Annotated in this window: 18 protein-coding genes and 1 pseudogene; 5 read left to right on the top strand and 14 right to left on the bottom strand. The window is 60.6% G+C overall.

Annotated elements, in window-relative coordinates:
- Positions 1 to 33: 33 nt before the first annotated feature.
- The 10 genes from ACLH0I_RS18535 to ACLH0I_RS18490 all read right to left on the bottom strand — a co-directional run bounded on the left by ACLH0I_RS18535 (position 34) and on the right by ACLH0I_RS18490 (position 13387).
- Positions 34 to 1140 (bottom strand): glycosyl transferase, encoded by a 1107-nt coding sequence (locus ACLH0I_RS18535; RefSeq protein ID WP_411385042.1) that lies wholly within the window; start codon positions 1138 to 1140, stop codon positions 34 to 36.
- A complete protein-coding gene (wecB, locus tag ACLH0I_RS18530) occupies positions 1131 to 2240 on the bottom strand; it encodes a non-hydrolyzing UDP-N-acetylglucosamine 2-epimerase (protein ID WP_411385041.1) in 1110 nt (369 codons plus the stop codon). The genes ACLH0I_RS18535 and wecB overlap by 10 nt, the downstream gene beginning before the upstream one ends.
- A complete protein-coding gene (locus ACLH0I_RS18525) occupies positions 2237 to 3823 on the bottom strand; it encodes an FAD-dependent oxidoreductase (RefSeq protein ID WP_411385040.1) in 1587 nt (528 codons plus the stop codon). The genes wecB and ACLH0I_RS18525 overlap by 4 nt, the downstream gene beginning before the upstream one ends.
- Positions 3813 to 5096: an NAD-dependent epimerase/dehydratase family protein gene (locus tag ACLH0I_RS18520; RefSeq protein ID WP_411385039.1), complete on the bottom strand. Its 1284-nt coding sequence runs from the start codon at positions 5094 to 5096 to the stop codon at positions 3813 to 3815. Before ACLH0I_RS18520 ends, ACLH0I_RS18525 begins: the two co-directional genes overlap by 11 nt.
- Before the next feature lie 2 nt (positions 5097 to 5098).
- On the bottom strand, positions 5099 to 5506 hold the full coding sequence (locus ACLH0I_RS18515) for a GtrA family protein (RefSeq protein ID WP_250962195.1): 408 nt from the start codon (positions 5504 to 5506) through the stop codon (positions 5099 to 5101).
- On the bottom strand, positions 5503 to 6189 hold the full coding sequence (locus ACLH0I_RS18510; protein WP_411385038.1) for a class I SAM-dependent methyltransferase: 687 nt from the start codon (positions 6187 to 6189) through the stop codon (positions 5503 to 5505). The genes ACLH0I_RS18515 and ACLH0I_RS18510 overlap by 4 nt, the downstream gene beginning before the upstream one ends.
- Positions 6190 to 6281: 92 nt before the next feature.
- Positions 6282 to 7304 carry a glycosyltransferase family 2 protein gene (locus ACLH0I_RS18505; RefSeq protein WP_411385037.1) on the bottom strand — a complete coding sequence of 341 codons (1023 nt, stop codon included), beginning with the start codon at positions 7302 to 7304 and terminating at the stop codon, positions 6282 to 6284.
- 12 nt (positions 7305 to 7316) lie between these two features.
- Entirely contained in the window at positions 7317 to 9593 is a 2277-nt protein-coding gene (locus tag ACLH0I_RS18500; RefSeq protein WP_411385036.1) for a phospholipid carrier-dependent glycosyltransferase, read from the bottom strand.
- A gap of 390 nt (positions 9594 to 9983) precedes the next feature.
- Entirely contained in the window at positions 9984 to 12431 is a 2448-nt protein-coding gene (locus ACLH0I_RS18495; protein ID WP_411385035.1) for a glycosyltransferase, read from the bottom strand.
- A 137-nt stretch (positions 12432 to 12568) separates the two neighbouring features.
- Positions 12569 to 13387: an ABC transporter permease gene (locus tag ACLH0I_RS18490; protein WP_411385034.1), complete on the bottom strand. Its 819-nt coding sequence runs from the start codon at positions 13385 to 13387 to the stop codon at positions 12569 to 12571.
- 186 nt (positions 13388 to 13573) lie between these two features.
- Here ACLH0I_RS18490 and ACLH0I_RS18485 point away from each other — a divergent pair.
- The 4 genes and pseudogenes from ACLH0I_RS18485 to ACLH0I_RS18470 form a co-directional block, all read left to right on the top strand.
- A pseudogene (locus ACLH0I_RS18485) lies at positions 13574 to 14797 on the top strand (ABC transporter ATP-binding protein); the annotation flags it as partial.
- A complete protein-coding gene (locus ACLH0I_RS18480; protein WP_411387531.1) occupies positions 14777 to 16297 on the top strand; it encodes a polysaccharide pyruvyl transferase family protein in 1521 nt (506 codons plus the stop codon). The pseudogene ACLH0I_RS18485 and the gene ACLH0I_RS18480, both read left to right, overlap by 21 nt.
- The gene (locus tag ACLH0I_RS18475; RefSeq protein WP_250962189.1) at positions 16291 to 16977 is read left to right on the top strand and encodes a 2OG-Fe(II) oxygenase; all 687 of its coding nucleotides are present in this window, start codon (positions 16291 to 16293) and stop codon (positions 16975 to 16977) included. The genes ACLH0I_RS18480 and ACLH0I_RS18475 overlap by 7 nt, the downstream gene beginning before the upstream one ends.
- Positions 16970 to 19123 (top strand): glycosyltransferase, encoded by a 2154-nt coding sequence (locus tag ACLH0I_RS18470; RefSeq protein ID WP_411385033.1) that lies wholly within the window; start codon positions 16970 to 16972, stop codon positions 19121 to 19123. Before ACLH0I_RS18475 ends, ACLH0I_RS18470 begins: the two co-directional genes overlap by 8 nt.
- Positions 19124 to 19543: 420 nt before the next feature.
- Here ACLH0I_RS18470 and ACLH0I_RS18465 read toward each other — a convergent pair whose 3' ends face one another.
- The 3 genes from ACLH0I_RS18465 to ACLH0I_RS18455 form a co-directional block, all read right to left on the bottom strand.
- Entirely contained in the window at positions 19544 to 20395 is an 852-nt protein-coding gene (locus ACLH0I_RS18465; protein WP_250962187.1) for an NAD-dependent epimerase/dehydratase family protein, read from the bottom strand.
- Positions 20396 to 21274 carry a glycosyltransferase family 2 protein gene (locus ACLH0I_RS18460; RefSeq protein ID WP_411385032.1) on the bottom strand — a complete coding sequence of 293 codons (879 nt, stop codon included), beginning with the start codon at positions 21272 to 21274 and terminating at the stop codon, positions 20396 to 20398.
- 290 nt (positions 21275 to 21564) lie between these two features.
- Positions 21565 to 22197 carry a TetR/AcrR family transcriptional regulator gene (locus ACLH0I_RS18455; protein ID WP_250962185.1) on the bottom strand — a complete coding sequence of 211 codons (633 nt, stop codon included), beginning with the start codon at positions 22195 to 22197 and terminating at the stop codon, positions 21565 to 21567.
- Positions 22198 to 22360: 163 nt separating this feature from the next.
- On the opposite strand from ACLH0I_RS18455, the gene ACLH0I_RS18450 reads away from it, so the two are divergent.
- Positions 22361 to 22801, top strand: coding sequence for a hotdog fold domain-containing protein (locus ACLH0I_RS18450; protein ID WP_053121459.1), 441 nt, complete (start codon positions 22361 to 22363; stop codon positions 22799 to 22801).
- Between the two features lie 13 nt (positions 22802 to 22814).
- On the opposite strand, the gene ACLH0I_RS18445 is transcribed toward ACLH0I_RS18450, so the two are convergent.
- On the bottom strand, positions 22815 to 23729 hold the full coding sequence (locus ACLH0I_RS18445) for a LysR substrate-binding domain-containing protein (protein WP_186731011.1): 915 nt from the start codon (positions 23727 to 23729) through the stop codon (positions 22815 to 22817).
- Positions 23730 to 23761: the final 32 nt, after the last annotated feature.

Genomic DNA, 23761 nt, shown 5'->3' with positions numbered 1-23761 from the left:
CCAGTGGTGGGGTCTTATCCGGGGTATCGGCCGTTATGGCGCGTGTTTGAGGTTGATCGCAGAAAAACGCTGGGCCCAACGATGGGCGTCACGAAACTGCTGAACAGCCGAACAATCGCTTTGACTGGCGAGCGCTTCGACGACGGTTTTGCGCAAATCGGTGCCTTCCTCCACGATCCAGACGCTCGGCTCCCGGTCGCGCAGGGCCATTTCACCGAAGCGAGTGGCAATGACAGGCAGGCCGAGGGCGCGGTACTCGTAGTATTTGATCGGGTCGACCGAGGCCGTCAGGCGGTTGCGCTTGAACGGGATCAGACCCACCGAAAACCTTGCCATGGCCGCGATTGCACTGGCATGGGAGCATTCCGGAAGCAGTTCGATGTTGGCCGGCAATGCGCAAGGCGGGGGGTTGAAGACAGGGCCAATCAGCCGGACGAGATTGCCAGGATTGGCCCGTGCCAGCGCGATGACCAGGTCCCAGTCGAACCAACGACCCAGCGTGCCGACATAACCCAGCACCTGCTGCTTGGCACCCAGGTCCAGGCGCTCGACCGGCATCAGTCCATGCAGGTCACAAGCGTTAAGGGCCAGAGCTACCTGATCGGTCATGCCCAGGAGTTTGTCGCGAAGCGGGTTGGACGACGCCAGTACCGTGCCCACCCCTCGAATGAGCTGCGCCTGGCGACGTTCCATGGACCTGCGTGACAGGCCCTCATAAAAGGCTGGGAAATCGTCCATGGCATCGTAGACGGCGGGGCTTTGCGGGATCAGCGCCAGCAACTGCAGGGCCAGTTCGGAAGGTTTCCCCACACAGATCATGCAGGGCCCTTGGGCGGCAAATGCCACGGCCTCGTTGAACAGGTCACGCCACAGTCGCTTGAGCAGCATGGCTGAGCCTGGCAGGGGCTCGATGGGTAAGCTACGGGGTTTGCGGACCTGCAACCAGGGTGGAACGCTGGCGCTTTGCTGATCGGTCACGGGCGGCTTGCCCCTGAAGTCGTTCAGCGTGGGTAACCGTGTCGGGTACGGATCGATCCAGAGCACCGGCGCCCCGGTCTGGTGGTGATACCAATCGACGAAGTGATGGGGGCGCTGGCTGAAGCTGGCCCATGGCAGCGGCGACAGGTAAATCATGCGCATGGCTGGAAGTACTGCCTTAACACGTTGACGATGCGTGCCGCGGCCTTGCCGTCGCCATAGGGGGAAACCCCACGTGCCATGCCCTGGTAAGCCTCGGGGTCATCGAGCAGGCGCTGTGCCTGTTCGACGATGAGGTCCCGGTTGGCGCCCACCAGCTTGACCACGCCGAGGTCGACCGCCTCCGGGCGTTCGGTTTCCTCCCGCAGCACCAGCACGGGTTTGCCCAGGGCCGGGGCTTCTTCCTGCACCCCCCCGGAGTCACTGATGATCAGGTACGAGCGCTTCATTGCCGCGATAAACGGCGCGTAATCCAGTGGTGCGCAGAGGAAGATGTTCGGGGTCTGGCCGAGCAGTTGGTGTGCGACCTCCTTGACGTTCGGGTTGGGATGGACGGGATAGAGGATCTGGATGCCCGGGTTCCGTTCGGCCAGGTGCTTGAGGGCCTGGCAGATATTCTGGAACGGTTCACCGAAATTCTCCCGCCGATGGGAGGTGACCAGCACCAGGCGTTTGCTCGCGTCCAATGGGACAGTCAAGGCGCAGTCCTGTGCCGCGGTCATCAGCAGGGCATCGATCACGGTATTGCCGGTCAGGGTGATATCGCTGGCGCTGACGCCTTCGCGCAGCAGGTTGTCCACGGCGCCCTGGGTGGGCGCGAAATGCCAGCGAGTGAGCTTGCCGGCGATGACCCGGTTGGCTTCCTCGGGGAACGGATTGCAGAGGTCCCCGGTACGCAGGCCCGCTTCGACATGGCCGAAGGGAATCTGCCGGTAGAAACACGCCAGGGCGGCACTCATGACCGTGGTCGTGTCGCCTTGAGCCAGGACGACATCGGGTTGCTCGGCTTGCAAGACGTTGTCGAGTTCGAGCAGCAGGCGAGAGGTCAGGGCCGCCAATGACTGGTTGGGACGCATGATGTCCAGGTCCAGGTCGGCCGTGATTGCGAAGCCGTCCAGGATCTGGTCCAGCAGGCCTCGGTGCTGGGCGGTGGCGAGCACCCGGCAAGCGATATTCCTTTCGGCCTGGAGCGCCTTGATCACGGGCGCCATCTTGATGGCTTCCGGACGCGTACCAACGATGCAAAGTACCTTGTGGGTCATGCCTTTTGATGTCCTATCGTGGTGGCAAGTGAGCGGGCTATCCGGTCCGCATTGGCCATGAGGGTCAGCGTGTGGGACTTTTCGGTGAGTCTGGGCAAACAGGCACCGTCGACAACATGCACACCGGGCAAGCCGGCGACTTCGCCAAGGCGATCGGTCTGCCCGATCCGGGGCGTCGCGTGCATGGGCAGCGTGCCGGCATAGTGGATATCTGCCCCCGGCCTGCCGACGGTGAAGCTCATGGGCATCAACAGCGCGCCCATTTTCCAATAGATCCGGCGAAGCTTTGTCTCGGCAGTCTTCATGAGTCCGGGGAGTTCGGGATGCACGTGGCCGTTGATGCTCAACGAGCCATCGGGGCGCAACGCCGCCGTGTTGTGGGACAGGTGCCCGGGCAGGAAGAGGTTCCCGACGACGCAGGCACTGAGCAGGTTTTTCAGCAACTCGATGCTGTAGCGTTTGCTCAGGGGGATCCGGTTGACAAACTCGGTCATGGGCAAGCCTGTGGTGTTGAATGTCGAGCCGAAAGCCGTCGCACCGGCCGTCAGCGCCAGGGTGAAGGATAGCTGGCCCAAGCCAAATGCCGGTGCCCTCGGGGTGCCGAGCATTTTTGGCAGCCACAACAGGAAGGCCGCTGTCGGCGATGACAGCAGCGGTATCGGGGCCGAATGATTCAGGCCCTTGAGGGCGAGTCGGGTCGAGGCCAGGGTGCCCGCCGCCAGCAGCAGGCGTGTACCGCAGAAGCGCCGGGAGGAGCGATGATGGGTGACCGCCCATGAACCGTCCTGTTTCTGCAGATCCTCCACGAGGAAATCCTGGACGTGCTGGAATCCCGGGTACTGCTTGAGTTTTTGCAGCTCTTGCGACGCGCTGTACAAGGCTTGGTTGTGACAGCCCCACAAGCAGTTTCCCGACAGGTCGCAGGCCTTGCGCGCGTCCAGGGGCTGGCTCAAGACGGCGACCCTGGAGCGGCCAAGGCGAAACCCCTGCTCGGGATACGCCGAACGACGCCGGGCGTACTGATCGAGCAGACGTTGGTGCAGGGCATCCAGCGGCAGCGGCGGTTGCGACCACTCATCGAGGCCGAAATAGCTTGAAAGATCATCGTCGATCCGGCCACTGATGCCGATCCGGCGGGCGACGGTTTCGTAGGACGCTTGCATCTCGGCATGATCGATGGGCAGCCCGGCTAAGTCGCTGGCACCCAGCGTTGCCACGCCGCAGCCCCAGGCATTGGACAAGCCGCCGGTGGCCAGGGAGCCGACGCCGATAAAGTTGTCGGTCTCGATGCGATTGCCGGCGCTGAATCCTTCGAAGACATGGGCGTGGGTCGGTGTCTTCAGCTTGGGCGATACCGCGTCCAGTTGGTTCAAGGCGTGGAAGTTATCGCCAATCATCCATTTCCACTGATGCGCGTCGTTGGCCCTGGCGCTGAGGAACGGGCGGGTTGGCAGCACCGATGAACCGATGCTGGCCTGGGCATCGATCATGAGGACTTTCAGGCCCGCCTTGACCAACGGATAGGCCGCCGACGTCCCGGCCGGGCCACTGCCGACGATGATCACATCGAAGTCAGGCTTCACGGTGGGTTTCACTTTCACGTAACAGCTGGCGAGCAAAGGGCCGGCCTGACAACGCCGCTAGCTTCCACGTCAACGCCTTGGTCGCGGTGAGCCCCAGCGCAACCAGCGTGGCGACAGGGCTGCGCGATTGTTGGATACCGAGAAACACCTGGGCGCCCTGGGGGCTGGCTTCGGCGATAGCGAGTGCAACCTGCAGGCGCCAGGCCAGCGCCTGGCCGTCGGGCTTGCCCAGGACGCCGGGGGTGTCCAGCAGCGTCAGGAGTATCGGCCAGCTCATCAGCAAGCGTGAGCTAATGACGGGGCGGGTTTTCCCCCCACGCTCCAGTGCCCTGACATAGCGACTGACCAGGCTTCTTTGCGGCGGGCGCTTGAGCAGATAGTTCAAGAGAACCGTGGCTTCCTGGAGAAGCCCGCGACGTTGCCCCCGGCCGGAGCGATGCATGCCGTGGGCGAGCGGGCGCAGTTGAACGCCGAGTTTTTGCAGGGAACGCTCACTGTCCATGGGCGGCAGGTGGATGAGGGAAAAAATCCGCTCCAGGCCCAGCTTCGCGCCCAAGGAGTGCCCCAGCAACCGACGCAACAGCCTGAGCAGTACCACCGGCAGGGGAATTGGCAGGCGAACGGCACGGACCCGGTGCGCTGCAATCGCCGCCAGGAAGCGGTCGAAGGCAATCGGCTGCACGGCGCCCAGGTTGAGGATTTCGGCACGAATGTCGTCCCGCTCGACGACGGCCAATATCGAGGCCGCGAGGTCATCGACATGGATGGGTTGTATGCAAGGCGCTGGCCAGAGAATCGGAATGAACGGATTTCGGCGAACCAGCCCCGACAATAGGCCAAAGAGGCCGCGTTCGGGACCACCGTAGACTTGCCCGGGGCGGATCACGGTGCCCCCGGCGGCCAGCACATGCTGTTCGATGCGCCACTTGGTCCGGCCATAAACGCTCGGGGCCGTGGGCTCGGCGGTTTGGCTGGAGATGAAGATGAACCTGGCCGAGCCTTGTTGGGCGCATCGGATCAGCGCCAGGGCCGCGTTGACTTCATCGTCCGCGTCGTTGTCGGCACCGGTCGAGGTGTCGGCCGCCAAATGGATCAGCGCCTGAGTGCCGGCCGGGCATTCGGGCGCCGGGCCCCGCAGGTCATAAGGAAGCCAGGCATAGGGGGCAGGGCCCGGCTGGCGGGTGGCGCAAATGACCTCGTATCCCCTTGCCGTCGCGAGGGCGGACAAACGTTGCCCGATGTAGCCTGTCGCGCCGGTTATCAATAGCTTCATGGTCATGCGCCTTCGGCTCGGTCAGTGGGGACCGGCGGGGGCGTAGTGGAATGAAACACGAACAGTTTGCTGATCCAGTAGGTCAGGGCCACGCAGATCACGTCGCAGACAAATTTCACCGGGGCAGGGCTGTCGACGACATACAGCCCCACGCTGAACAGCGCCGAAGCGACCGGGATATTGATGGCGAGCAACGAGAAATAACGCAGCGCTTGCGCCTTGCTGCTGCCATGGGTCGACTGGAACGTGAAGTGTCGATGCAAAAAGAACGCGAACACCCCGGCCACGCCTTTGCCGGCAATGTTGGCCAGGATGGGGTGACCCCCGAATAGCGCGATCAACAGCAAAAAGGCACCCATGTCCAATGCATAGGCCATGACCTGGATGGCGCCATAGCGGATAAAGGTCAAGACGTCCTCCGGATCACCACGATGTGATGCAGTGCCAACAGTCGCCTCATCGGATGCAGCAGTTTTTCCACGACCTTGAGCACGGGGATCAGCGCGTCAGGCAACAACTGGCGAAAGTTCAGGCCGCCGGAAACCAGGTAGCGCAGATAGTTGCCGCAGATTTCCTGGTGGACGATTTCCAGGCTTGGGTGCTTGCGCTCGAACGCCTGTCTGTCGCGCACGAAGACGATGTAGCTGAGGGCCTGGTTGGCGCCGTTCATGGGGCCGGTCGAGGGTGTCTCCCAAGACGGGAAGTGCATGTCGAAGCCTTCGGACTTGAACAGGCGTTTATAGAGAAAAGCGGCAAAGGGTCCGTGAAAGGGCTCGATCAAAATGGCGCCGCCGCCGACCTTGAGCGTTCTTTCCAGCTCCGTGAAAAATTGCTCGGGGTGAGGAAAGTGATGAAAACAGTTCTGGCCATAAAAGGCCCTGACCGAATGATCGTCCAGGCTCATTGCTTCGGCATTGAGCGCCATGTCCAGTTGCTCGGTGGCGACAATGTCCGTGGCCAATACTTCTGGGTACGAATCGCGCATGGGCGCGATGCCCGCCCCCAACTCCACCTCAAGGCCTTCGACCTTGAAGTAGCGGTCTGCCAGGCGATGAAACCCGTGGTGAAACTCCACGAAGACTTCCCGCAGCATTCGCTTGCGTTCAAGCACTTTGCCGTGAAGTGCGAGGCGTTCAAGGCCATCGACATCCAATGCCTTGAGCGACGGGTCCGATAAAAAATCCCTTAGCGCTTTGATGAGTTTTCTTCCCGCAATGACGTTGCTTTACCGCGCCTGGATTGCCGTGGCCTGCTGGGTACCGAGGCGATGTCGTAACCGAGGAACGCCATGATCAACTGCAACCCCATGAGCATGGGCAGGGCGCTGAGCATCACGGTACCGGCGGGCGTCGCGACGCTATTCTGCGCCGACTCATACCAGTGATAGCTGCCGAAGAAGACGCCGAACAACAACATCAGAATGCCGATCGGCAGCTCGATCGACGCCAGGGACATGTCGCGTAAATAGTAGTTGTAGAGCACGCGCTTGGTGAAATTGCGCAGGTGCTTGAAAAGGAATTCGCCCACGATCTTCGAAATCTTGAGGTGGCTGACTTCGTCGCCGTAGCGGGCCTCCATGGGAATGTCCACCACGACGGCGCGCACCGTGTTCAGGCGGAACAGAATGTCGGTCTCGAAAAAATAGCGCTGGCTGACCTTGTCCAGGGGTAGCAGCCGGGCGACGTCACGGTGGATCGCCGTGTAGCCATTGGTAGGGTCGAACAGATCCCAGTAACCCGTCGACAGTTTGGCCATCAGCGATAACACGGCGTTGCCGAACAGGCGCAGCCGCGGCATCGATTGCACTTCTTCCAGATTGAAAAATCGATTGCCCTTGGTGTAGTCGGCTTCACCCGCCAGGATCGGCTCGATGAACAGCGGGATCAGCGTCGGATCCATCTGACCATCCCCGTCGACTTTGACGATGATACTGGCCCCGTCGGCGAGGGCTGCCCGATAGCCGGTCATGACCGCACCACCGACGCCTTTGTTGACGTCATGGGGCAGCACTTTGACCCGGGAGTCGTTACAGGAGGCCTGGACGTGCCCGCCTGATCCGTCCGGGCAGGCATCGTCGATGACATAGATGCGCCAGACCTCCGGCCCTATGGCGTCGATGACGCCGACAATGTGCGCGGTGACCCGATAGCTGGGGATGACGACGGCGACTCGCTGTTCATCCGTGAAAAGCTCGGTTTTTGAGTTCATCGATATCGCCCACTATTGCCTGAATGAAAGTGACCTGAATGCCACGGGAGTGTCGGTATGCCCGGACGCATAGATGATCGCGGACGTGGCATTTGCAGGGGCAACGACGCTCATTTCATGGGTCTCCCATTGCGTGGTGCAGTCAAATGTCTCGATGCTGGCGGTGATGAAATCGCCTTGGTCGTCCATCCAATTGGCCTGGATTCTGCCGGTGGTGGCCGTTGTTGCGCAGCGTGCGGACACGCTGTTGATGTACGTCAGTCCCGGTGTCACTTCGACCCGCTGCGTGGCCGGTGTGTTGACGTTGACGGTCAGGATCTTGCGCTCCGCGTCATACGCCGAGGGTGACGTCAGGCTCCAGCCTTCGAGGCTGGACAGCTCCGGGTTGAGCAGGCGTTCATCGTGCGTGACGTTGAGTTTGCGCAGGTCCAGGTCACCCAATCTGGCATACGACGTGGACACAGCGAGCAGCCGATCGAGAGGCGCCTGGGGAAGGGATTTGAGGTCGATCACCAGCCAGCTCACCTGACGCTGGCGCAAGCGCTGGGTGAGCGCCGAGGGTGAGGCCGCCGCATCGAATTCGTTTTTCCACTTCAGGTTGTACCAGGATGCGTAAAGGGCATCGCCGTGCAAACCGGCCATCAGCGGCGACGCAAAGACCGCCACGGGCTGATCACCGCTATTCAAGGCGTTGGCAGTGTCGACCATTTTCCGGATAGGCAGGCGTTGCAATAGATAGGCCTCCCGACCTGCCTGGCTCAACAGTGCCGAGGGGCTGATGTCGCCGTAATAAGTCGCGGCCTGAATGAAACGGGTATTGGCCAGGACCAGCAGGGCACCGGCGACGATGGCGAGGCTGCGGGGGAAAACCCTGGCGTCGGAGAAGGGCAGGGCCAGGATCACCGAAAACAGCGCGAAGGACGGGAACACATAACGCAGGTAGGCCGTTGAGTGGAACGTCGTGAACATCGCGCCGGCGCCAACCAGGAGAATGCACAGGGCTTTTTTGTTGCCGCTCAACAGCACGGCGACGGCGGCCGTGGGCAGCAACAGCCACTGGAAGCCGGCCGCACCGACGCGCCCTTCGATGAACTGGGGCGACTTGAAGACCATTCGATAGAGGGTATCCCAGGTCATCCCGGTACCGAACGAGGCCGGCGGTTCGAAATTGATGTCGGGCCAGAGCGGCGAATGGAAGATGGCGTTGAAAAACGGGAACACCGGGTTGCCGGTCAAGAACCCGGCGCAGAGGTAGGGAGTGGCACCGGCCAGTATCAGGCCGGCACTGCCCAGCAGGAGCGTCTTGACGATGCCTGGCACAACCCAGGCCTTGAATTGCACCAGCAGGATCACCAGCAGGACCGGCAGGACGCTCAGCGTCACGGCCTTGGTCGCCAGGGCGAAGCCCAGCAGGACGCCGGCCAGGAGCAGTTGCGACAGGCGTTCCCTGGGATCCGGCGTGAAGCTTGCGACCTTCAGGATCGCCAGGGTGCCGGCCAGCATGAAGGCGGTCCACGCCGACTCGATATGCAGGCTGCTGCTTTCGGCGAAGGCGAGGGGTGTCGACAAAAAGATCAGGCTTGCCCAGCGGGCACTGGTGGCAGAGCCTCCGGCCCAGAGGGTCATGTTGCGGATCTGCCACGCCAGCAGCAAGGTGAAGGCGCTGTTGCTCAGGCGCGCGGCCGTTTCGCCAGCCAGCATATAGACAATGCTGTAGATCCAGTCGGCCAGCATGGGCATGACAGCCCACACATAGGTGCTGGCATCGAACGACCATTGATGTCGCTGGGCCAGGTGTGAGGGGACGAACAGGTGCATGGCCAACGCGTCATGCCCGACCTCCGGCATGAAGGCGACCAGCACGTAAAGGCAGGCAAAGCCTCCGATCAGGACGTCAAGCCCGGTCTGGAGGGGTGTTTGTGCTGAGCGGGTGGCCTGGATGTGCCGCGGCAGTTCACGCCATAACCCGGTGACGTGCTTGTGCCCCAGTAGCAGCGGCAGCGACAGCATCGCGCCATATAGCCAGGGGTAGTTGATCGGCCAATACGCGGCCAGGCCCGTTAGCGTACCGAACGTACCGGCACCTACCAGCAGATGGACACTCCAATCGGCAGAGGCTGCTTGCCCGAGCATCCACCTGCCGAGCACCGTGGCAGACAGGGCGAAGACTACGACCACTATCACCGGCCAAGCTTGCGCGCAGGCAACGGCCAGGCACGCCAGTAAACCCAGGCAAAGCATGAGCGGTGGCTTGCGAGTGAAGACGGTGAGGACGGCGAGAACTGCCACTGACAGCAATATCGTCCGGCTACTGCTGTTCATGGACGCCAGTTCAAGCGTCGAAAAACCGTATACACCGACCACCGCACTTACCAGCAGAACCAACAGCACTACTGCATATTTGAGGCTGAATCTGGGCAAAATATCGTCTCGGCTAAAGGGACAACACTGTCCATTAAGGCAAACCAAAGATTCGTGGCGAGGGAGCTTGCTCCCGCTGGGCTCTGTAGGAGCTGGCGAAGCCTGCGATCTTTTGATCTTTCACTTGGGATTCAAGTGTCCGGGGAAAGATCGCAGCCTCGCTTCGCTCGACAGCTCCTACAGGCCCAGCGGGAGCAAGCTCCCTCGCCACACATTCATCTGTTCCCTTGAGTAAATAGCGTTGCATGCGAAGGACGTTCAGGCGTCTCGGTACGTGTGCGGGACCCAGGATCCCCACTTGCTTTCGTAGATCGCCCGGTTCTTTTCGAAAAGTGCCTGTTTTTTCCTGGCGCCCAAGGTGTTGAACGAGGCGGACAGGTGGTGATGAACGAAAACATCTTCGGCACAGGCCGCGCGCATGCCACGACGCTGTATGCGGCGGCAATAGTCGTCATCCTCGAAAAACCCGAGGCCGTACTCTTCGCACAGGCCACCGATCTGCTCGTAGGTCGAGCGCGGGAACATCACGCAGAAAAACGCCAGGGTGTTGATCTCGAACCATTCGCCCATGCGGGCGCGGGTCATTTGCGCGGCTTCGGCGGGCATGTCTTCTATCCGTTCATAGCGGGTGCTGACTTTGGCCTCATTGCCGATGTTGTTGGTGATCGGGCCAATGATGCCGATCTCCTTGTGGTCTTGCAGGTGGCGGATCAAGCCTTTGATCCAGCCGGCGGTGACGACCGTGTCGTTGTTCAGGATAACCAGGTAGTCGCCGCTGGCCGCGGCGAGGCCCAGGTTGTTGCCGGCGGCGAATCCTTTGTTGTCCTGGTTGAGGATCACGATCCGGTCTGGATGGCCGTCGGCCCAGGCAGTGAGGAACGCCGGGGTCTGGTCGCTGGAGTGGTTATCGACGACGATGATTTCAAGGTTCGGGTACTGGCTCTGGGTCAACAGGCTGTCGAGGCAGGCCTTGGTCAGTTCGAGGTTGTTGTAGGTCAACACCACGACGCTGACTTTGGGCACGGGCAAGGTTGCAATGGCCTCGCGCAGGCTGGCGGCCCGATGCTGCCAGGTCTGGCCCCGGGCGAACGATTGACGGGCCGCCAGCGTGGCGCTGTCCTCCGGCAGTGCGCCCAGGACGCTGCGCAGGGTCGAGATGAACTCAGTCGGCTCTTCAACCGCCCAGACCAGTTTGCCAAACTGGCTCAACTCCGGCAGTTTCACCGACACCACCGGTTTCCCCGCGCTCAGGTATTCATAGACCTTGACCGGGTTGGTGGCGAGGGTCAACGGCATGACCTTGAACGGAAGCAGGCAAACGTCCATGGCGTGAAGGTAGTAAGGCAGGGAGGCATACGGGACTTCACCCTCCAGGACCACATTCGGGAAGGCCTTGAAGTGTCTTTTTGCCTGGACGATATCACTGCCGATCAACAGGATCAGGTGCTGCGGGAAGGACTGGGCGACCCGCTTGACCAAGTCCAGGTCGAACCATTCGGCAATGACGCCGTAGTAACCGATGATCTTTCTGTTGCCGGGGGCCCGGTAGACCTTGTCGGGACGTCGGCTGAAGAAACTGAACTCGCAGGCGTTGCGGATCACCTCAACGTTGCGGTTTTCCCGCTTGCCGTGTTGTTCGATCCAGTCGGATGTCGCCACCAGCAGATCAGCCCGGCGCATCAGGGCGATTTCCAGGTCGAGCAGTTCCTGGGCCACGTTGCCGAAGCCTTCGTGGTGATCCATGCAGTCATAGACCAGCGTGGCGTTTGGCACTCGCCTGGCCAGCGGGAACCAGTAGGCGTGCTGGACAATGCAATCCGCCGCGTTGACGTTCGCCGATTGCAGGAGCATGGCCAGGCCTTCGCACAACTGGCGGATCGCGGCCGCTGACGGCGGGGCATGATAAATGGCCGGTGCACCGAGCACCTTGAAACGGATCTGGAACAGCCGGTTGGAGCCTTCCAAGGGCTCTGCTTCGAAGCCGGGGGCCTCGTCGTCGATGAAATTGTTCGAGATATAAAAAGTCGTTTGTCCGGCCCGGGCCAGTTCCTTTGCCAGGTTTTGTGGGCGTTGGATGCGAAAGTGCCAATCGATCACGCCGAACATCAGGATCGTGGGCTGCCCGAGGCTGGACGGTACTGCAAGGTTTACCGGCGGTGGCAGAGATTGCAGCGCAGAACTGGCGTCTGCCGATGATTCGCCCGGTGTTGCCTTGCCGGGTTTCAACCAACTTCGAAGCCGACGCGCCAGCTTGCTTTTCTGCTGTGCGGTGAGTGGCAACCAGGCGTAGACCTGGCGCGATAATTTATACAACTGCTTGCGTATCGAATAACGCAGCGGTGCACGTTCGATGGCGTTGCCCCAGTCGGAAAGCTTGAACAGCTCGGCTTGCTTGGCCGCCAGTTGGGCACGCAGATCCACCGCCCAATCGGAAAGCACGACAGCCTCTTTTTCCTTGGCCTGGATTAATGCCTCGGCGTCCTTGAGGCGCTGTTCGGCCACCCGCAGTTGCTCGCGCAGTCGCCCGGTCTTGCCTTCTTGGAGCGACAGACGGGTGCGAAGCGCTTTCGAACCAAGGTTCAATTGTTCGATAAGCCGATCTCGATTCTCGATTTCCTTGACCAACTGCAAGGTTTCAATGGTTCTGGATTGTGTTGAGCGAGTCAGTTGGTCAATGCAATCAACAAGACGGTTGATCTGGTCCATGCAGTTTTCTGGTCCTTTGGTCAATACGGCAACGCACACTCGGTCTTTCAGGATCTGTGTGCGTCAGTCACCAGCCAGGCTCCAGCCGTGGCATGAATCAGCATAGCGGGTGCTGAGCGGGGCGCCACGCAACAATGTCATATAACGTCGGCAAAGCCTTTGCGGGTCCTCTGGAACCAGGCAAACCCGGCGCAGGCAATCAGCACGGAAATGGCCGAATAAGCCGCCAGATAGGCCCATTGCGGCGGCCGGCCCCAGAACAGCACATCGCGAACCATTTCCACCGGCAGCGTCAGCGGGTTTGCCTGCAACGCGGCCTGATAGCTCTGCGGAAGCGTCGAGAGCGGATAGAAAATCGGCGAGAGAAACAGCATCGCCGTGATGATGATACCGATGAACTGGCCGATATCACGCAGGTAGACGCTGATCGAGGCGAGAAACCAGGAGAGACCCAGCGTCATCAGCACCAAGGGGAAAAGCACCAATGGCAATAGAAGGGCCGTTACCGGTGGCGTTCCGAACAGGACGATATAAAAGATCAGCCAGGCGAGGACGCTGACCGCCATGTGGAACAGCGCTGCGCCGAGCGACACCAGGGGCAGGGTTTCCAGTGGGAACACGATCTTCTTGACGTAGTTGGTATTGGCCAGCACCAGGCCCGGCGCACGGCTCACGCATTCGGAAAACAGGTTGAAGACCAACAGGCCCGCGAACAGCACCAGGGCGAATTCGCTCTTGGATTCACCGCCGCCCGACCAGCGGGCCTTGAAGACGACACTGAACACGAATGTGTAGACCACCAGCATGAAAACCGGAGTGAAGAACGACCACAAGACGCCGAGCATCGAACCCTTGTAGCGCCCGATGACTTCTCTGCGGATCAATACGTAGATCAGGATTCGATTGACCAGGACACTCTTGATCATGGCGGTGGGGGACGTGCTGAACGACTGCATTGGTGCTTGATCCTTAAGGCAATATTCGGATGCTCCCTGTGTCGCGTCCTCATTGGAGGGTAGACCACGTGCAGGTTCATTCGAAGTTTTTTTCCCCATCTGTGCTTAACTCATCCGCAGTTCCCAGCGAAGGACTGATTGAGTAGCGCCGCAATAATGGCCGTGATTCATGGAAGGGTTTTGTCGATGTCGTTTGAAGTGGCCATTCGTGCCGAAAACCTGAGCAAGTGTTACCAGATTTATGATGCGCCCAAGGACCGTCTATTGCAGATGCTGGTGCGCGGCAGGAAGCGTTTCTATCGCGAGTTCTGGGCCTTGGACGATGTTTCGCTGACCATCGCAAGGGGGGAGACCGTCGGTATCATCGGCCGTAACGGCAGCGGCAAATCCACCTTGTTGCAACTGATCTGCGGGACGTTGATGCCGACCCGGGGCAGCGTCCAGGGCAATGGTCGGATTGCGGCGTTGCTCGAGCTGGGGTCCGGTTTCAACCCGGAGTTCACCGGTCGCGAAAACGTCTATGTGAATGCGGCGGTGCTGGGCTTGGATCGCTCGGAAATCGACGCTCGTTTCGATGACATCATCGCCTTCGCCAATATCGGCGACTTCATCGACCAGCCCACCAAGATCTATTCCAGCGGGATGCTGGTACGGTTGGCCTTCGCCGTTTCGGTCTGTGTCGAGCCGGAGATCCTGATCGTCGACGAGGCCCTATCCGTTGGCGATGCCTCTTTTCAATTCAAATGCCTGAACCGGCTGGAAGAACTGGCTGCCAAAGGCACGACGCTGCTGTTCGTCTCCCATGACATGAGCATGGTCAAGCGCTTCTGCCACCGGGTCATCTACCTGCGCGCAGGCCGGGTCGTGGCCAGCGGCTCGCCCGATGAAATGGCCGAGCTGCACTTGCTCGACATGCGGGACGAGCAACGTCGCTGGGCCAGTGGTGGCGTGATACCGGTGACGCGCAAGTCATTCATGGGCGGGCAGGAGGGTATGGCCTTCGGGACCGAAGAGGGGCACATCAGTGCTGCCTGCTTCACCAATACCCAGCAACTTTCGTCCAGCTACCTGTATGGCGACGATATCGAGATTCGCGTCGAGGCGTTGCTGCATGAATCGATCACGCAACCGAACATCAGCTTCACTATCCAGGAGGCCAGGCTGCTGGTGATCGGCGGGGGCAACTTCACACTGCAACCCAGCCCGCCCGAAAACGGCTGGCGGCGTGCGGCGATCACGGTGCGCTTCCCGGCCAACCTCGCCGAGGGGCGCTATCATGTCACCCTCAAGCTGTTGCACGGCGCGACGGAAGACACCTCGCAACTGATCGAAAAGCAGGTCGCGCCCTTGGCGTTCGACATGTTGCCGAACCACAAGAACTTCTTGGGCATGGTTGACCTGGGGTTGCAGCGGATCGACCCTCGACCGGTTGAACCGCCTCCCAAGGTCTGCGCCGCTCAAGGAGAACAGGTTTTGACGGAGCACCCGGACACGCGCACGTGGCAGGTCGCCATATTCGGCACCTTTGACGTGGAGAACTACGGTGATCTGCTGTTTCCGATCATCGCCGAGGCGGAGCTGACCCGGCGCTTGGGTTCTGTCAACCTGCATCGGTTTTCCTACCACGGGAAAACCCCACCGCAATGGCCTTATGCGGTGACATCGCTGACGGAGTTGCCCCATGTCGCGGCGAGCCTGGATGGGGTCTTGATTGGCGGTGGTTTCCTGATCCGCTTCGATAAAGTCGTTGCCCACGGCTATGGTCCGACAACCGCCGATATCCACCACCCCACCGGTTATTGGCTGACCCCTGCGCTCATCGCGCTGCAACACGCGGTCCCGGTCATGTGGAATGCCCCCGGGATGCATTGCAACGATATTCCCGACTGGGCCAGGCCGCTATTGAAAATGACCCTTGAGCAGAGCCAGTACGTGCGCGTGCGAGATGCACTGTCGCGCGATACCCTCGCCGCGCTGGCTCAACAGGCCGAGATCGAAGTGCTGCCCGATACCGCGTTTGGCTTGCCCCGCCTGATCGATGAGCAGCAACCCTCGGCCGAGTTCATTGGCCTGCGCGAACAGGCCGGGCTGACCGGGCCCTACATCGTGATCCACGCCATTCACGTGGTGGAATCCTTTATAAAACTGTTCGAAGACCACGCCGAGGCATTCCAGGGCTATCAGTTCCTGGTGGTGCCGATTGGCCCCGTCCTTGGGGACGATCCGTCGGTCATTGCCGGGCGCCTGCCGGGGGCCGTTACCTTGTCGTTCTGGCCAGAGCCATTGCTGATGGCGGAAATTCTCAGCCAGGCCCAAGCGGTCATCGGCCATAGCTACCACCTGGCGATCACCGCTTTGGCGTTTGGCGTCCCGGTGTTTTGCTCGGCGGACCTGACCACGGGCAAATACACGGCGCTGGCGGGGTTCGACTCGCTCCACGCCTTGCCGGACGTGGCGACGATCGATCCGCAATGGTTGCTCGCCCGCGTGGGCAAGACCTGTCCATCGCCCGCGGCGCGTGCGGCGGCGGATCAGTTGGTCGAACATTGGGACCGGGTCGCGGCGATCATTCGCCAGGGTAAAACAGCGTCCCAGCCGGTGTTGGGAGCGTTTCTACAGCATCTGCCCAATCTGCTTGAAGCCGCAGCCGAGGGCCGTGACCCCGTGTCGACTGAACGGCCGGCAAGCCCTGTCGTGCCAGAGCCGGCCAGCATCGAACCGGCACAAAGCCTTGCGGCGCAGGAGCTCGTCCAGCAGCAACGGATTGTCCAGCTCAGCCAGCAACTGGCCCTCAGTGACGCCAGGATGCTTGAGTTGCAGAACTCCAATTCATTCCGAATGACCGCACCACTGCGTTCCATCGCCCGTGGTATCCGAAACCTGACAGCGAACAAGAACCGACAATGCTAGATCTCTCTCGTCTCACGCCAGCGGCGCTAAAGGCCCATCCGTTCTCATGGGCTGAAATCGGCAATCTGTATTCGACCGAGGATGCCGCCGCGTTGGCGGCAACCTTTCCTCACGATCACTTCAAGACGGTGAGTGGTTACGGTGGCGAGAAAAACTATGACTATGAGGCGCGGGCCCTGGTAAGCATGGGCACCCCTACCATCGCGTTTCCCGAAGAACTGAGCGAGGCGTGGTTGCGACTGGCACAGGACCTCGGCTCGGCCGCCTATCGAGAGGCCATGTCGGAGCTGAGCGGGATCGATCTGCGCAGTGTGCCGATGGAGGTCAACGTCTTTCATTACGGCCCCGGTGCGAGCCTGGGAGCCCATCCGGACCTGCCCGACAAACTGGTCACCCATATCCTGTATTTCAATGAGTCCTGGGACCGCAACGACGGCGGCTGCCTGACCATCCTGCACCGCAACGATCCCACCGCCGTGGCGGCCGAGATCGAGCCGTTGGTGGGCAATTCGGCGATCCTGGTGCGCTCGGACCATTCCTGGCATGCCGTCACTCCCGTGGTGAGTGGCTGCCAATCTTCCCGCCGCAGCCTGACGGCGACGTTCTACCGGCCGGGCTCCGTTAGTTCCCTGTGGCCGCCGGGTGACAGCACGCCGCTGCATGGGTACCCACGTGCTTAAACTCGACAGCGCCTTGATCGACCGCGATGCCGCCTTGGCTCAACGGGATGCGGCCATCAACGAGCGCGATATCGCCCTGGCGAAAGTCGACTTCCTGCAAAACACCCGTTCGTGGCGTTTCACCCGTCCCCTGCGTTCACTGTTCCGGGTGATGCGTTATGGTTTTGCCGCCACCCGGGAATTTCCCGAAACGGCTGCGGCAATCGTCTACCCGGCAGCACCGGAGCCGTTGCCAAACGTTACGGTGGAGCCTGATTTTGCGACGAAAGGACGCCTGGATATTCTCTGCTTCGCCAACATCGAGTGGGCCGCGCGCTTTCAGCGACCGCAGCAGTTGATGAGCCAGTTTGCGAACAATGGTTATCGGGTGTTTTACATCGTCCCCTCCGTTGTGCCGGAGCAGGGGCAGCTTTATCGATTGGCGTCGGTGGCGCCCAATGTCTTTGAAGTGGCCTTGCAGCGCGACGCGCAAGAGGCGTATTACGAAAAGACCGTGACGCCTCAGAATCATCAAGCCTTGCTGCGAGCCTTGGCTGCGTTGGTTGCCGACATGCAGATCAGGACCGCCCTCTCGGTGGTGCATATCGCCTACTGGAGCCCGGTGGCACTCAGCCTGCGCGCCATGCACGGCTGGCGCATTCACTACGACTGCATGGATGACTGGGATGGCTTTCCGAACATCGGCGAACAGTTGCTGAGCGAGGAAAAGACCCTGATTGCCCAGGCCGACCTGGTGACCGTTTCCGCCGCGTTGCTTTACGAAAAATGGTGTGCCTACAACCCACGCTGTGTGTTGGTCCGAAACGCGGTGGATTTCGCTTTTTTCCGGCAGCACTGTTTTACCAATGATGTGTTGAGCGGGCTTGTCGGGCCTGTCATTGGTTACTACGGTGCCCTGGCCCAGTGGCTTGATTATCCCTTGCTGGCGGCGCTGGCGGACCGGCGGCCAGCGTGGAACTTCGTCCTGGTGGGGGACATTTTCGTCGAGGATCTGACGGGTCTCGAGCACAAGCCCAATGTGCAGCTGTTGGGCCACAAGCCGTACTCGCAAATGCCGCTTTACCTGGATCATTTCGATGCCTGCCTGATTCCCTTCAGGCTCTACAACGTGACGCATGCGGTTGATCCGGTGAAGTTCTACGAGTACATCAGCGCAGGCAAGCCGGTGATCTCTACGCCACTGACGGAGATGAGCATCTATAAAGACCTGCTGTACTTCGCCACCGGGGTCGATGAGTTCCTCGAGCAGATCGAGCGTGCCTTGGCCGAACGCGACCTGGTCCTGTACAAACGGCGCGTGGAGCTGGCCCGGGCCAATGATTGGAAGGATCGCTTCAATAGCATGCACCTGGCTATCGTCGGCCTGTACGAAAAAGTCTCCATCGTGCTCGTGACGTACAACAACCTCAACCTGACCATTCAATGCGTCAACAGCATTCTGCGTAACACCACCTGGCCCCATTACGAGCTCATTGTTGTCGACAATGGCTCGGACGATGGGACAGGTGATTATCTTGAACGCCTGCGCCAAGCGGTGCCGAGCGCGAAGATCATCCTGAACCCGGACAACCGGGGCTTTGCCGCGGCGAACAACCAGGGTTTGCGCGAAGCCGATGGTGACGTCCTGCTGCTGCTCAACAACGACACGGTCGTGCCTGGCGGCTGGCTGGACCCGCTGGTCAGGCATGTGCGGGATCCGAGTATCGGCTTGGTCGGGCCGGTCACGAATGCGGTCGGCAACGAAGCGAAAATCGAGGTTTCCTATACCGACATTCAACAGATGCAAGACTTTGCAGACCGCTACACCGAAACCCGCAAGGGACGCTCATTCGATATCTCGATGCTGGCGATGTTTTGTGTTGCCTTTCGCCGCAGCGTCCTCGAAGAGGTGGGGTATCTGGATGAGGCATTCGGGATCGGGATGTTCGAGGACGACGACTACAGCCGTCGCGTGCAGGCGGCCGGATATCGGACGGTCTGCGCCGAAGATGCGTTTATCCATCACTACGGGCAGGCCTCGTTCAGGAAGCTGATCGCCAGTGGCGAGTACCAGGCCCTCTGGGACAAGAACCAGGCGTACTTCGAAAGCAAATGGGGCGCTTGGCAAGCCCATGTTCACCGCAGCGAGCTGGGGGAGAAGGGTTAGGCCGCCACAGGGCCATCACCTTCAACATCCTCGTCGACGGTCACGCCGCCATCGCGAGCAAGCTCGCTCCCACAGGGTTTACCGTTGATCAATCTGTGGCGTGATGGCTGGATAGTTTTTATGGCGAGGGAGCTTGCTCCCGCTTGAGTGCGCAGCGCTCATCGTTTTTTTGGGGCCGCTACGCGACCCAGCGGGAGCAAGCTCCCTCGCCACAGGGTCGTGCAGTACCCAAAAAACCTTGTGGGTATTCAATATCACCGCAAACTGACCCTCCGCCATCGCGAGCAAGCTCGCTCCCACCGTTTTTTGAGGTGTTCCAGGTATTGCATGCACCACAGATACCCTTGTGGGAGCGAGCTTGCTCGCGATGGGGCCCGTCAACTCAACATCCCTGCAGCTGACCCACCGCCGTCAGCAGCCTCAGCGCCCAGGCAAGTCCTCTTCCATCAGTTGAAACGCCCTGGGCGCAAAGCCAAGTCGATCACTGGCGTGGGAATGATCGAACACCAGATCCTCATTCATCCGCGCCACCAGCGCGCTGGAAAGATGTCGGTAGCGTGGCAGGCAGCGCATGATCGAAACGGCCCGGCTCAATACCGGGGCAGGGAGGGGCAGTGTTCGCTCCGGGCGTCCCATGGCCTGGAAAATACGCCTGACCATGGTGTGATAAGACAGGACCTCTCCCCCCGAGAGGTTGTAGGCGCCACTGGGCAGGTCAGGCGTGCTCACGGCGGAAAGGCACGCCCGGATGACGTCATCCCCATGCACCGGCTGGCGCAACCCGGTGCCGCCTCCGATCAGTGGGAAAAATCCGAAGCGTTGAATGAACCGCGCGATTTCCGAAATATTCTTGTCGCGGCCAAAACCATAGATCAGGGTCGGTCGCAGGATTACCCATTCGATTTGCCGTTCGACCGCCCACTGCTCAAGCTGTTCTTCTGCACGTATCAAGCGTTGCGCCACGTCCCGTTCCCGAGCGTCGGGCGATGCGTGCTTTCCGAAACGGCTGGTGGATGAGAGGGCGACAACACGTTTGACCTGGGTGCCGGCAAGGCGCTCCAGGTAGTCGGGTAGCACCCAGAGGGGCGCGAATGACAGGAAGGTGTCCAGCGCCAGTCCGTGCCAGTCGTCAGCCTTTCGCCAGGTGACCCCGGGGCAGGACACGCTGGGCAGGCTTCGGGCAAAGGCGCTCGTCGAGTGACCGGCATGGGCCAGCAATGGCAGGGCGCGCTCGCCCAGGAGGCTGGTGCCGCCCAATACGCCTAGCCGCAATTATCGAAGGTTCCATGCATGCTTAAGCCGGGTGGTGGCGTGGCGAAGGACCACCAGGCTGAATCGAAACCAGACCCCGATCACCACGCTGATCCACAGGACGGCAGGGTATTTACGACGGAAAAACTTGCGATAGAAACGCAGGAACCCCAAGTGTTTGTGCCATTCGACGAAATAAGGTCGATCACGACTGCAACCGCCGAACACATGCATCACCCGGGCATCCGGCACGAACAGTACGCGCCAGCCGGCCTGATGGAAGCGCATGCACCAGTCCAGGTCCTCGCAATGAAGGAAATAGTCTTCGTCCCACAGCCCGACGCTCTCGATCGCTTCACGCTTGACCAGCATGCAAGCTCCGGAGATGGCTTCAACGACAGTGGGGGCGCTGGGTAGCGGTTCCTTATGCAATAAAAAATCGGATAACAGCGATGGGAAAAGCGTCGAGAGTCGCGAAAGCCCGAAAGCTCGCATGAAGGCGCGTCTGGGCGTTGGAAACACCCGGCGTCCACCGGCTTGCTCGCTGCCGTCCGGATTGCACAGGAAACCTCCGACCATGCCGATTTCGGGCGAGCTGCGCAGTGCCTGCAGCATGCGGTCCATGGCATTGGCGGCCAGTTCGGTGTCCGGGTTCAAGAAAAAAACGTTGGGGGCCGCAGACAGGCGAGCACCTTGATTGCACGCCACGGCAAAGCCGAGGTTGGCGGTATTGCGGACGATCTGAAGCGAGTCGCCGGCAGGGTGGATTCGCTCCAACTGCACCAGGCTGTCATCGTGGGAGTTGTTATCCACCACGATCACGCGGGAGGCCCCGGCGGCAAACGCCGACCCTACACTCGCCAGCAAAAGCTCACCGGCGTTGTAGTTGACGATGATCACATCACAATCGCCACGTAGACATGATGGTGCCCATTCATCAACAGCGAGCAGTTCCACTGCTTCCAAACTTCGTTACTCCCTGTACAAACCTGGATACGTATGGGATCGCAACTACTCAGGTTTGTTTCAAAGATAGCAGGTTCGCGGCCATCGACCAGTTTCGGCCATCGCGCCATGCCGACGGCGCGCAACTAGTGGCCTGTACGGTTAATTCGAGTGCACGAATTAGCCACACAGGCCACTAGGGCTGGGCCGCTATGCAATGAATCTGTTCGGGGGGCTCAGAACCTTCAGGACGAGGTGCCGGCGTGCATGCCAACGGCACGCCAAGCGGCCTCGGCCAACTGCTGCCGGTAGCCTTCAGGGCTGCGTTTGACGCGGCCAGAGAGCCAGGCGCGACAGTAGCTTTCCGCCGAGCCGATGATCAGTGACGGGATCAGCTCGAAAGGCAGGTCCTGCAGATCCTGCCGGTGGGCCGGGTCACTGAACCATTTCTTCAGTTCGGCGTTCCTGGCCAGATTCGCCTCGGCGAGCCGCTCGTTGAAGCTGCTGCGCGCGACCGCAAAGCGCGCCTGGTACTGGAACCGTGCCCAATCGGGTTGGCTGACCACCCAATCCACGTAGCTGAACACCAGGGCATGCACCCACTCCCGGGTCGACGCGACAGCACCAAGGTAGCTGTCCCTGAGCCGTGCCTGATCGTCCAGGGCGGTCATGTACAACGCCGCGACCAAACCTTCCTTGTTCTCGAAATGGTGATAAATGGCCCCCACGCTCATCTCGCTTTCGCCACGGATGATATCGATGGTGGTCGCTTCTATGCCCTGTTGATTGAACAGTGCCAAGGCACATCGAAGGATATGCCGCTTGGACTCGGCACGACGCCCTGGGTAACAGCGCTCGAGGAGATCGACAGGTTCCATTTTTCGGCCCGGGCAAAAAGGGGCCATGTTAATTGAAACGAAGGCTTGGCACGAGCGATTGACAGCGTGGCAGATTACAGAATATTGTTCTGTAACAGAGCATAATTCTGTAATCGAGTAATGTTCTGTTCATGACTCCAGCCCACCTGACCAGAGATACCCCATGAGCCAGACTCTCAGCATGTACCAAAGCGTCGGTCCGTCCGCGTTCAGCAATATGGCCTGCCAGATGGCCCCGTACTTCGGCACCATCAACCCGGAAATTTCGGTGTTGGCCCCCGGTCGCGGCGAAGTGAAGGTGCCGTTTCGCAAGGAAATCACCAATCACCTGGCGTCCGTTCACGCCATCGCACTGTGTAACGCGGCAGAGCTGGCCGGCGGCATGATGACCGAGGTGTCCATCCCCAGCGGCGCTCGCTGGATTCCCAAAGGCATGACTGTCGAATACCTGGCCAAGGCCAAGACCTCCATCCACGCGATTGCCGACGGCAGCGACATCGACTGGCAGACTTCGGGCGACAAGATTGTCCCGGTCGAGATCTTCGACGAGGCGGGGGTAAAGGTCTTCACGGCGCGCATCACCATGAACGTGAAAATCGGCTAGATCGCCCGGCCCATCAAGCGTCGACCGTTTCTGCCAGATGGGCCATCAGCCACTGGCGGAAGCGGTTGACGCTTTGTCTGTTCGGGGCCCGGCCTTGGGGTTCCAGCAGGCAGAACTGCGCGTCGGTGCGCAGGATGGCGTGCGTTGGCCGCACCAGGTTGCCGGTTTGCAGGTGATTGCTGAGCAGGCCCGACCACGCCAGGGCGATCCCTTGCCCGGCCAGGGCTGATTGGATCAGCATGGCGTAGCTGTTGATATTGATGCGCCGTCGAGGTTCTGGCGCTGGGTAGCCAAGACGCTGGAACCATTCTTTCCAGCCAATCCAGTCGCTGTGCTGGTCTTCCAGCCACAACCAGGTGCATCCACCCAATTGCTCCAGTGTCTCGATTTCCGGGTGTTGCGCCAGATAAGCGGGGCTGCACACCGGGAAAATCTCCTCGTTGAACAGCGGCGTGACTTTCATGTTTTTTGGCGGCGTGCTGCAGTAATACAGCGCCAGGTCACAGTCGAGCCGGGAAAAATCACTGACTTGATCCGTCGCGATGATGCGCAGGTCAATCTCCTCGTTCTGGCGCTGGAACTGCGACACCAGCGGCAGCAGCCATAGCGACGCCATCGCCGTGCTGGTGACCACCGTGACTTGCTGCGCACCTTGCCAATGGCGTATGCCCGCGGTGGCCTGGGCGATGTGCTGCAGCGTGTCGCGCACGCTTTCATAATACTGGCTGCCGGTGGCGGTGAGGTTGATTTCCCGGGTCGTGCGGGTGAACAGTGCCGTGCCCAGATAATCTTCGAGCAAGCGTACCTGGCGGCTGATGGCGCCTTGGGTGACGTTCAGTTCCCGTGCCGCCATGGTGAAGCTCAAGTGGCGGGCGGCGGCCTCGAACGCCACCAGGCTGTTGAGTGGCGGCAAGGGTTGCAGTTTCATCAGGCTTCAGTCTTATTAATGTTAGGCGCACA

The sequence above is a fragment of the Pseudomonas sp. MPB03 genome (assembly GCF_046605385.1).
GTDB lineage: Bacteria > Pseudomonadota > Gammaproteobacteria > Pseudomonadales > Pseudomonadaceae > Aquipseudomonas > Aquipseudomonas zanjanensis.
The sequence above is the reverse complement of the archived record's forward strand: the minus strand, read 5'-3'. Positions and strand labels throughout refer to the sequence as shown.

Coding starts and splice junctions, on each gene's coding strand:
- ACLH0I_RS18475 (WP_250962189.1), top strand. CDS start 16,291: ATGCTAGATCTCTCTCGTCTCACGCCAGCGGCGCTAAAGGCCCATCCG.
- ACLH0I_RS18495 (WP_411385035.1), bottom strand. CDS start 12,431: ATGGACCAGATCAACCGTCTTGTTGATTGCATTGACCAACTGACTCGC.
- ACLH0I_RS18490 (WP_411385034.1), bottom strand. CDS start 13,387: ATGCAGTCGTTCAGCACGTCCCCCACCGCCATGATCAAGAGTGTCCTG.
- ACLH0I_RS18505 (WP_411385037.1), bottom strand. CDS start 7,304: ATGAACTCAAAAACCGAGCTTTTCACGGATGAACAGCGAGTCGCCGTC.
- ACLH0I_RS18535 (WP_411385042.1), bottom strand. CDS start 1,140: ATGCGCATGATTTACCTGTCGCCGCTGCCATGGGCCAGCTTCAGCCAG.
- ACLH0I_RS18455 (WP_250962185.1), bottom strand. CDS start 22,197: ATGGAACCTGTCGATCTCCTCGAGCGCTGTTACCCAGGGCGTCGTGCC.
- wecB (WP_411385041.1), bottom strand. CDS start 2,240: ATGACCCACAAGGTACTTTGCATCGTTGGTACGCGTCCGGAAGCCATC.
- ACLH0I_RS18445 (WP_186731011.1), bottom strand. CDS start 23,729: ATGAAACTGCAACCCTTGCCGCCACTCAACAGCCTGGTGGCGTTCGAG.
- ACLH0I_RS18520 (WP_411385039.1), bottom strand. CDS start 5,096: ATGAAGCTATTGATAACCGGCGCGACAGGCTACATCGGGCAACGTTTG.
- ACLH0I_RS18510 (WP_411385038.1), bottom strand. CDS start 6,189: ATGCTGCGGGAAGTCTTCGTGGAGTTTCACCACGGGTTTCATCGCCTG.
- ACLH0I_RS18480 (WP_411387531.1), top strand. CDS start 14,777: ATGGTTGACCTGGGGTTGCAGCGGATCGACCCTCGACCGGTTGAACCG.
- ACLH0I_RS18450 (WP_053121459.1), top strand. CDS start 22,361: ATGAGCCAGACTCTCAGCATGTACCAAAGCGTCGGTCCGTCCGCGTTC.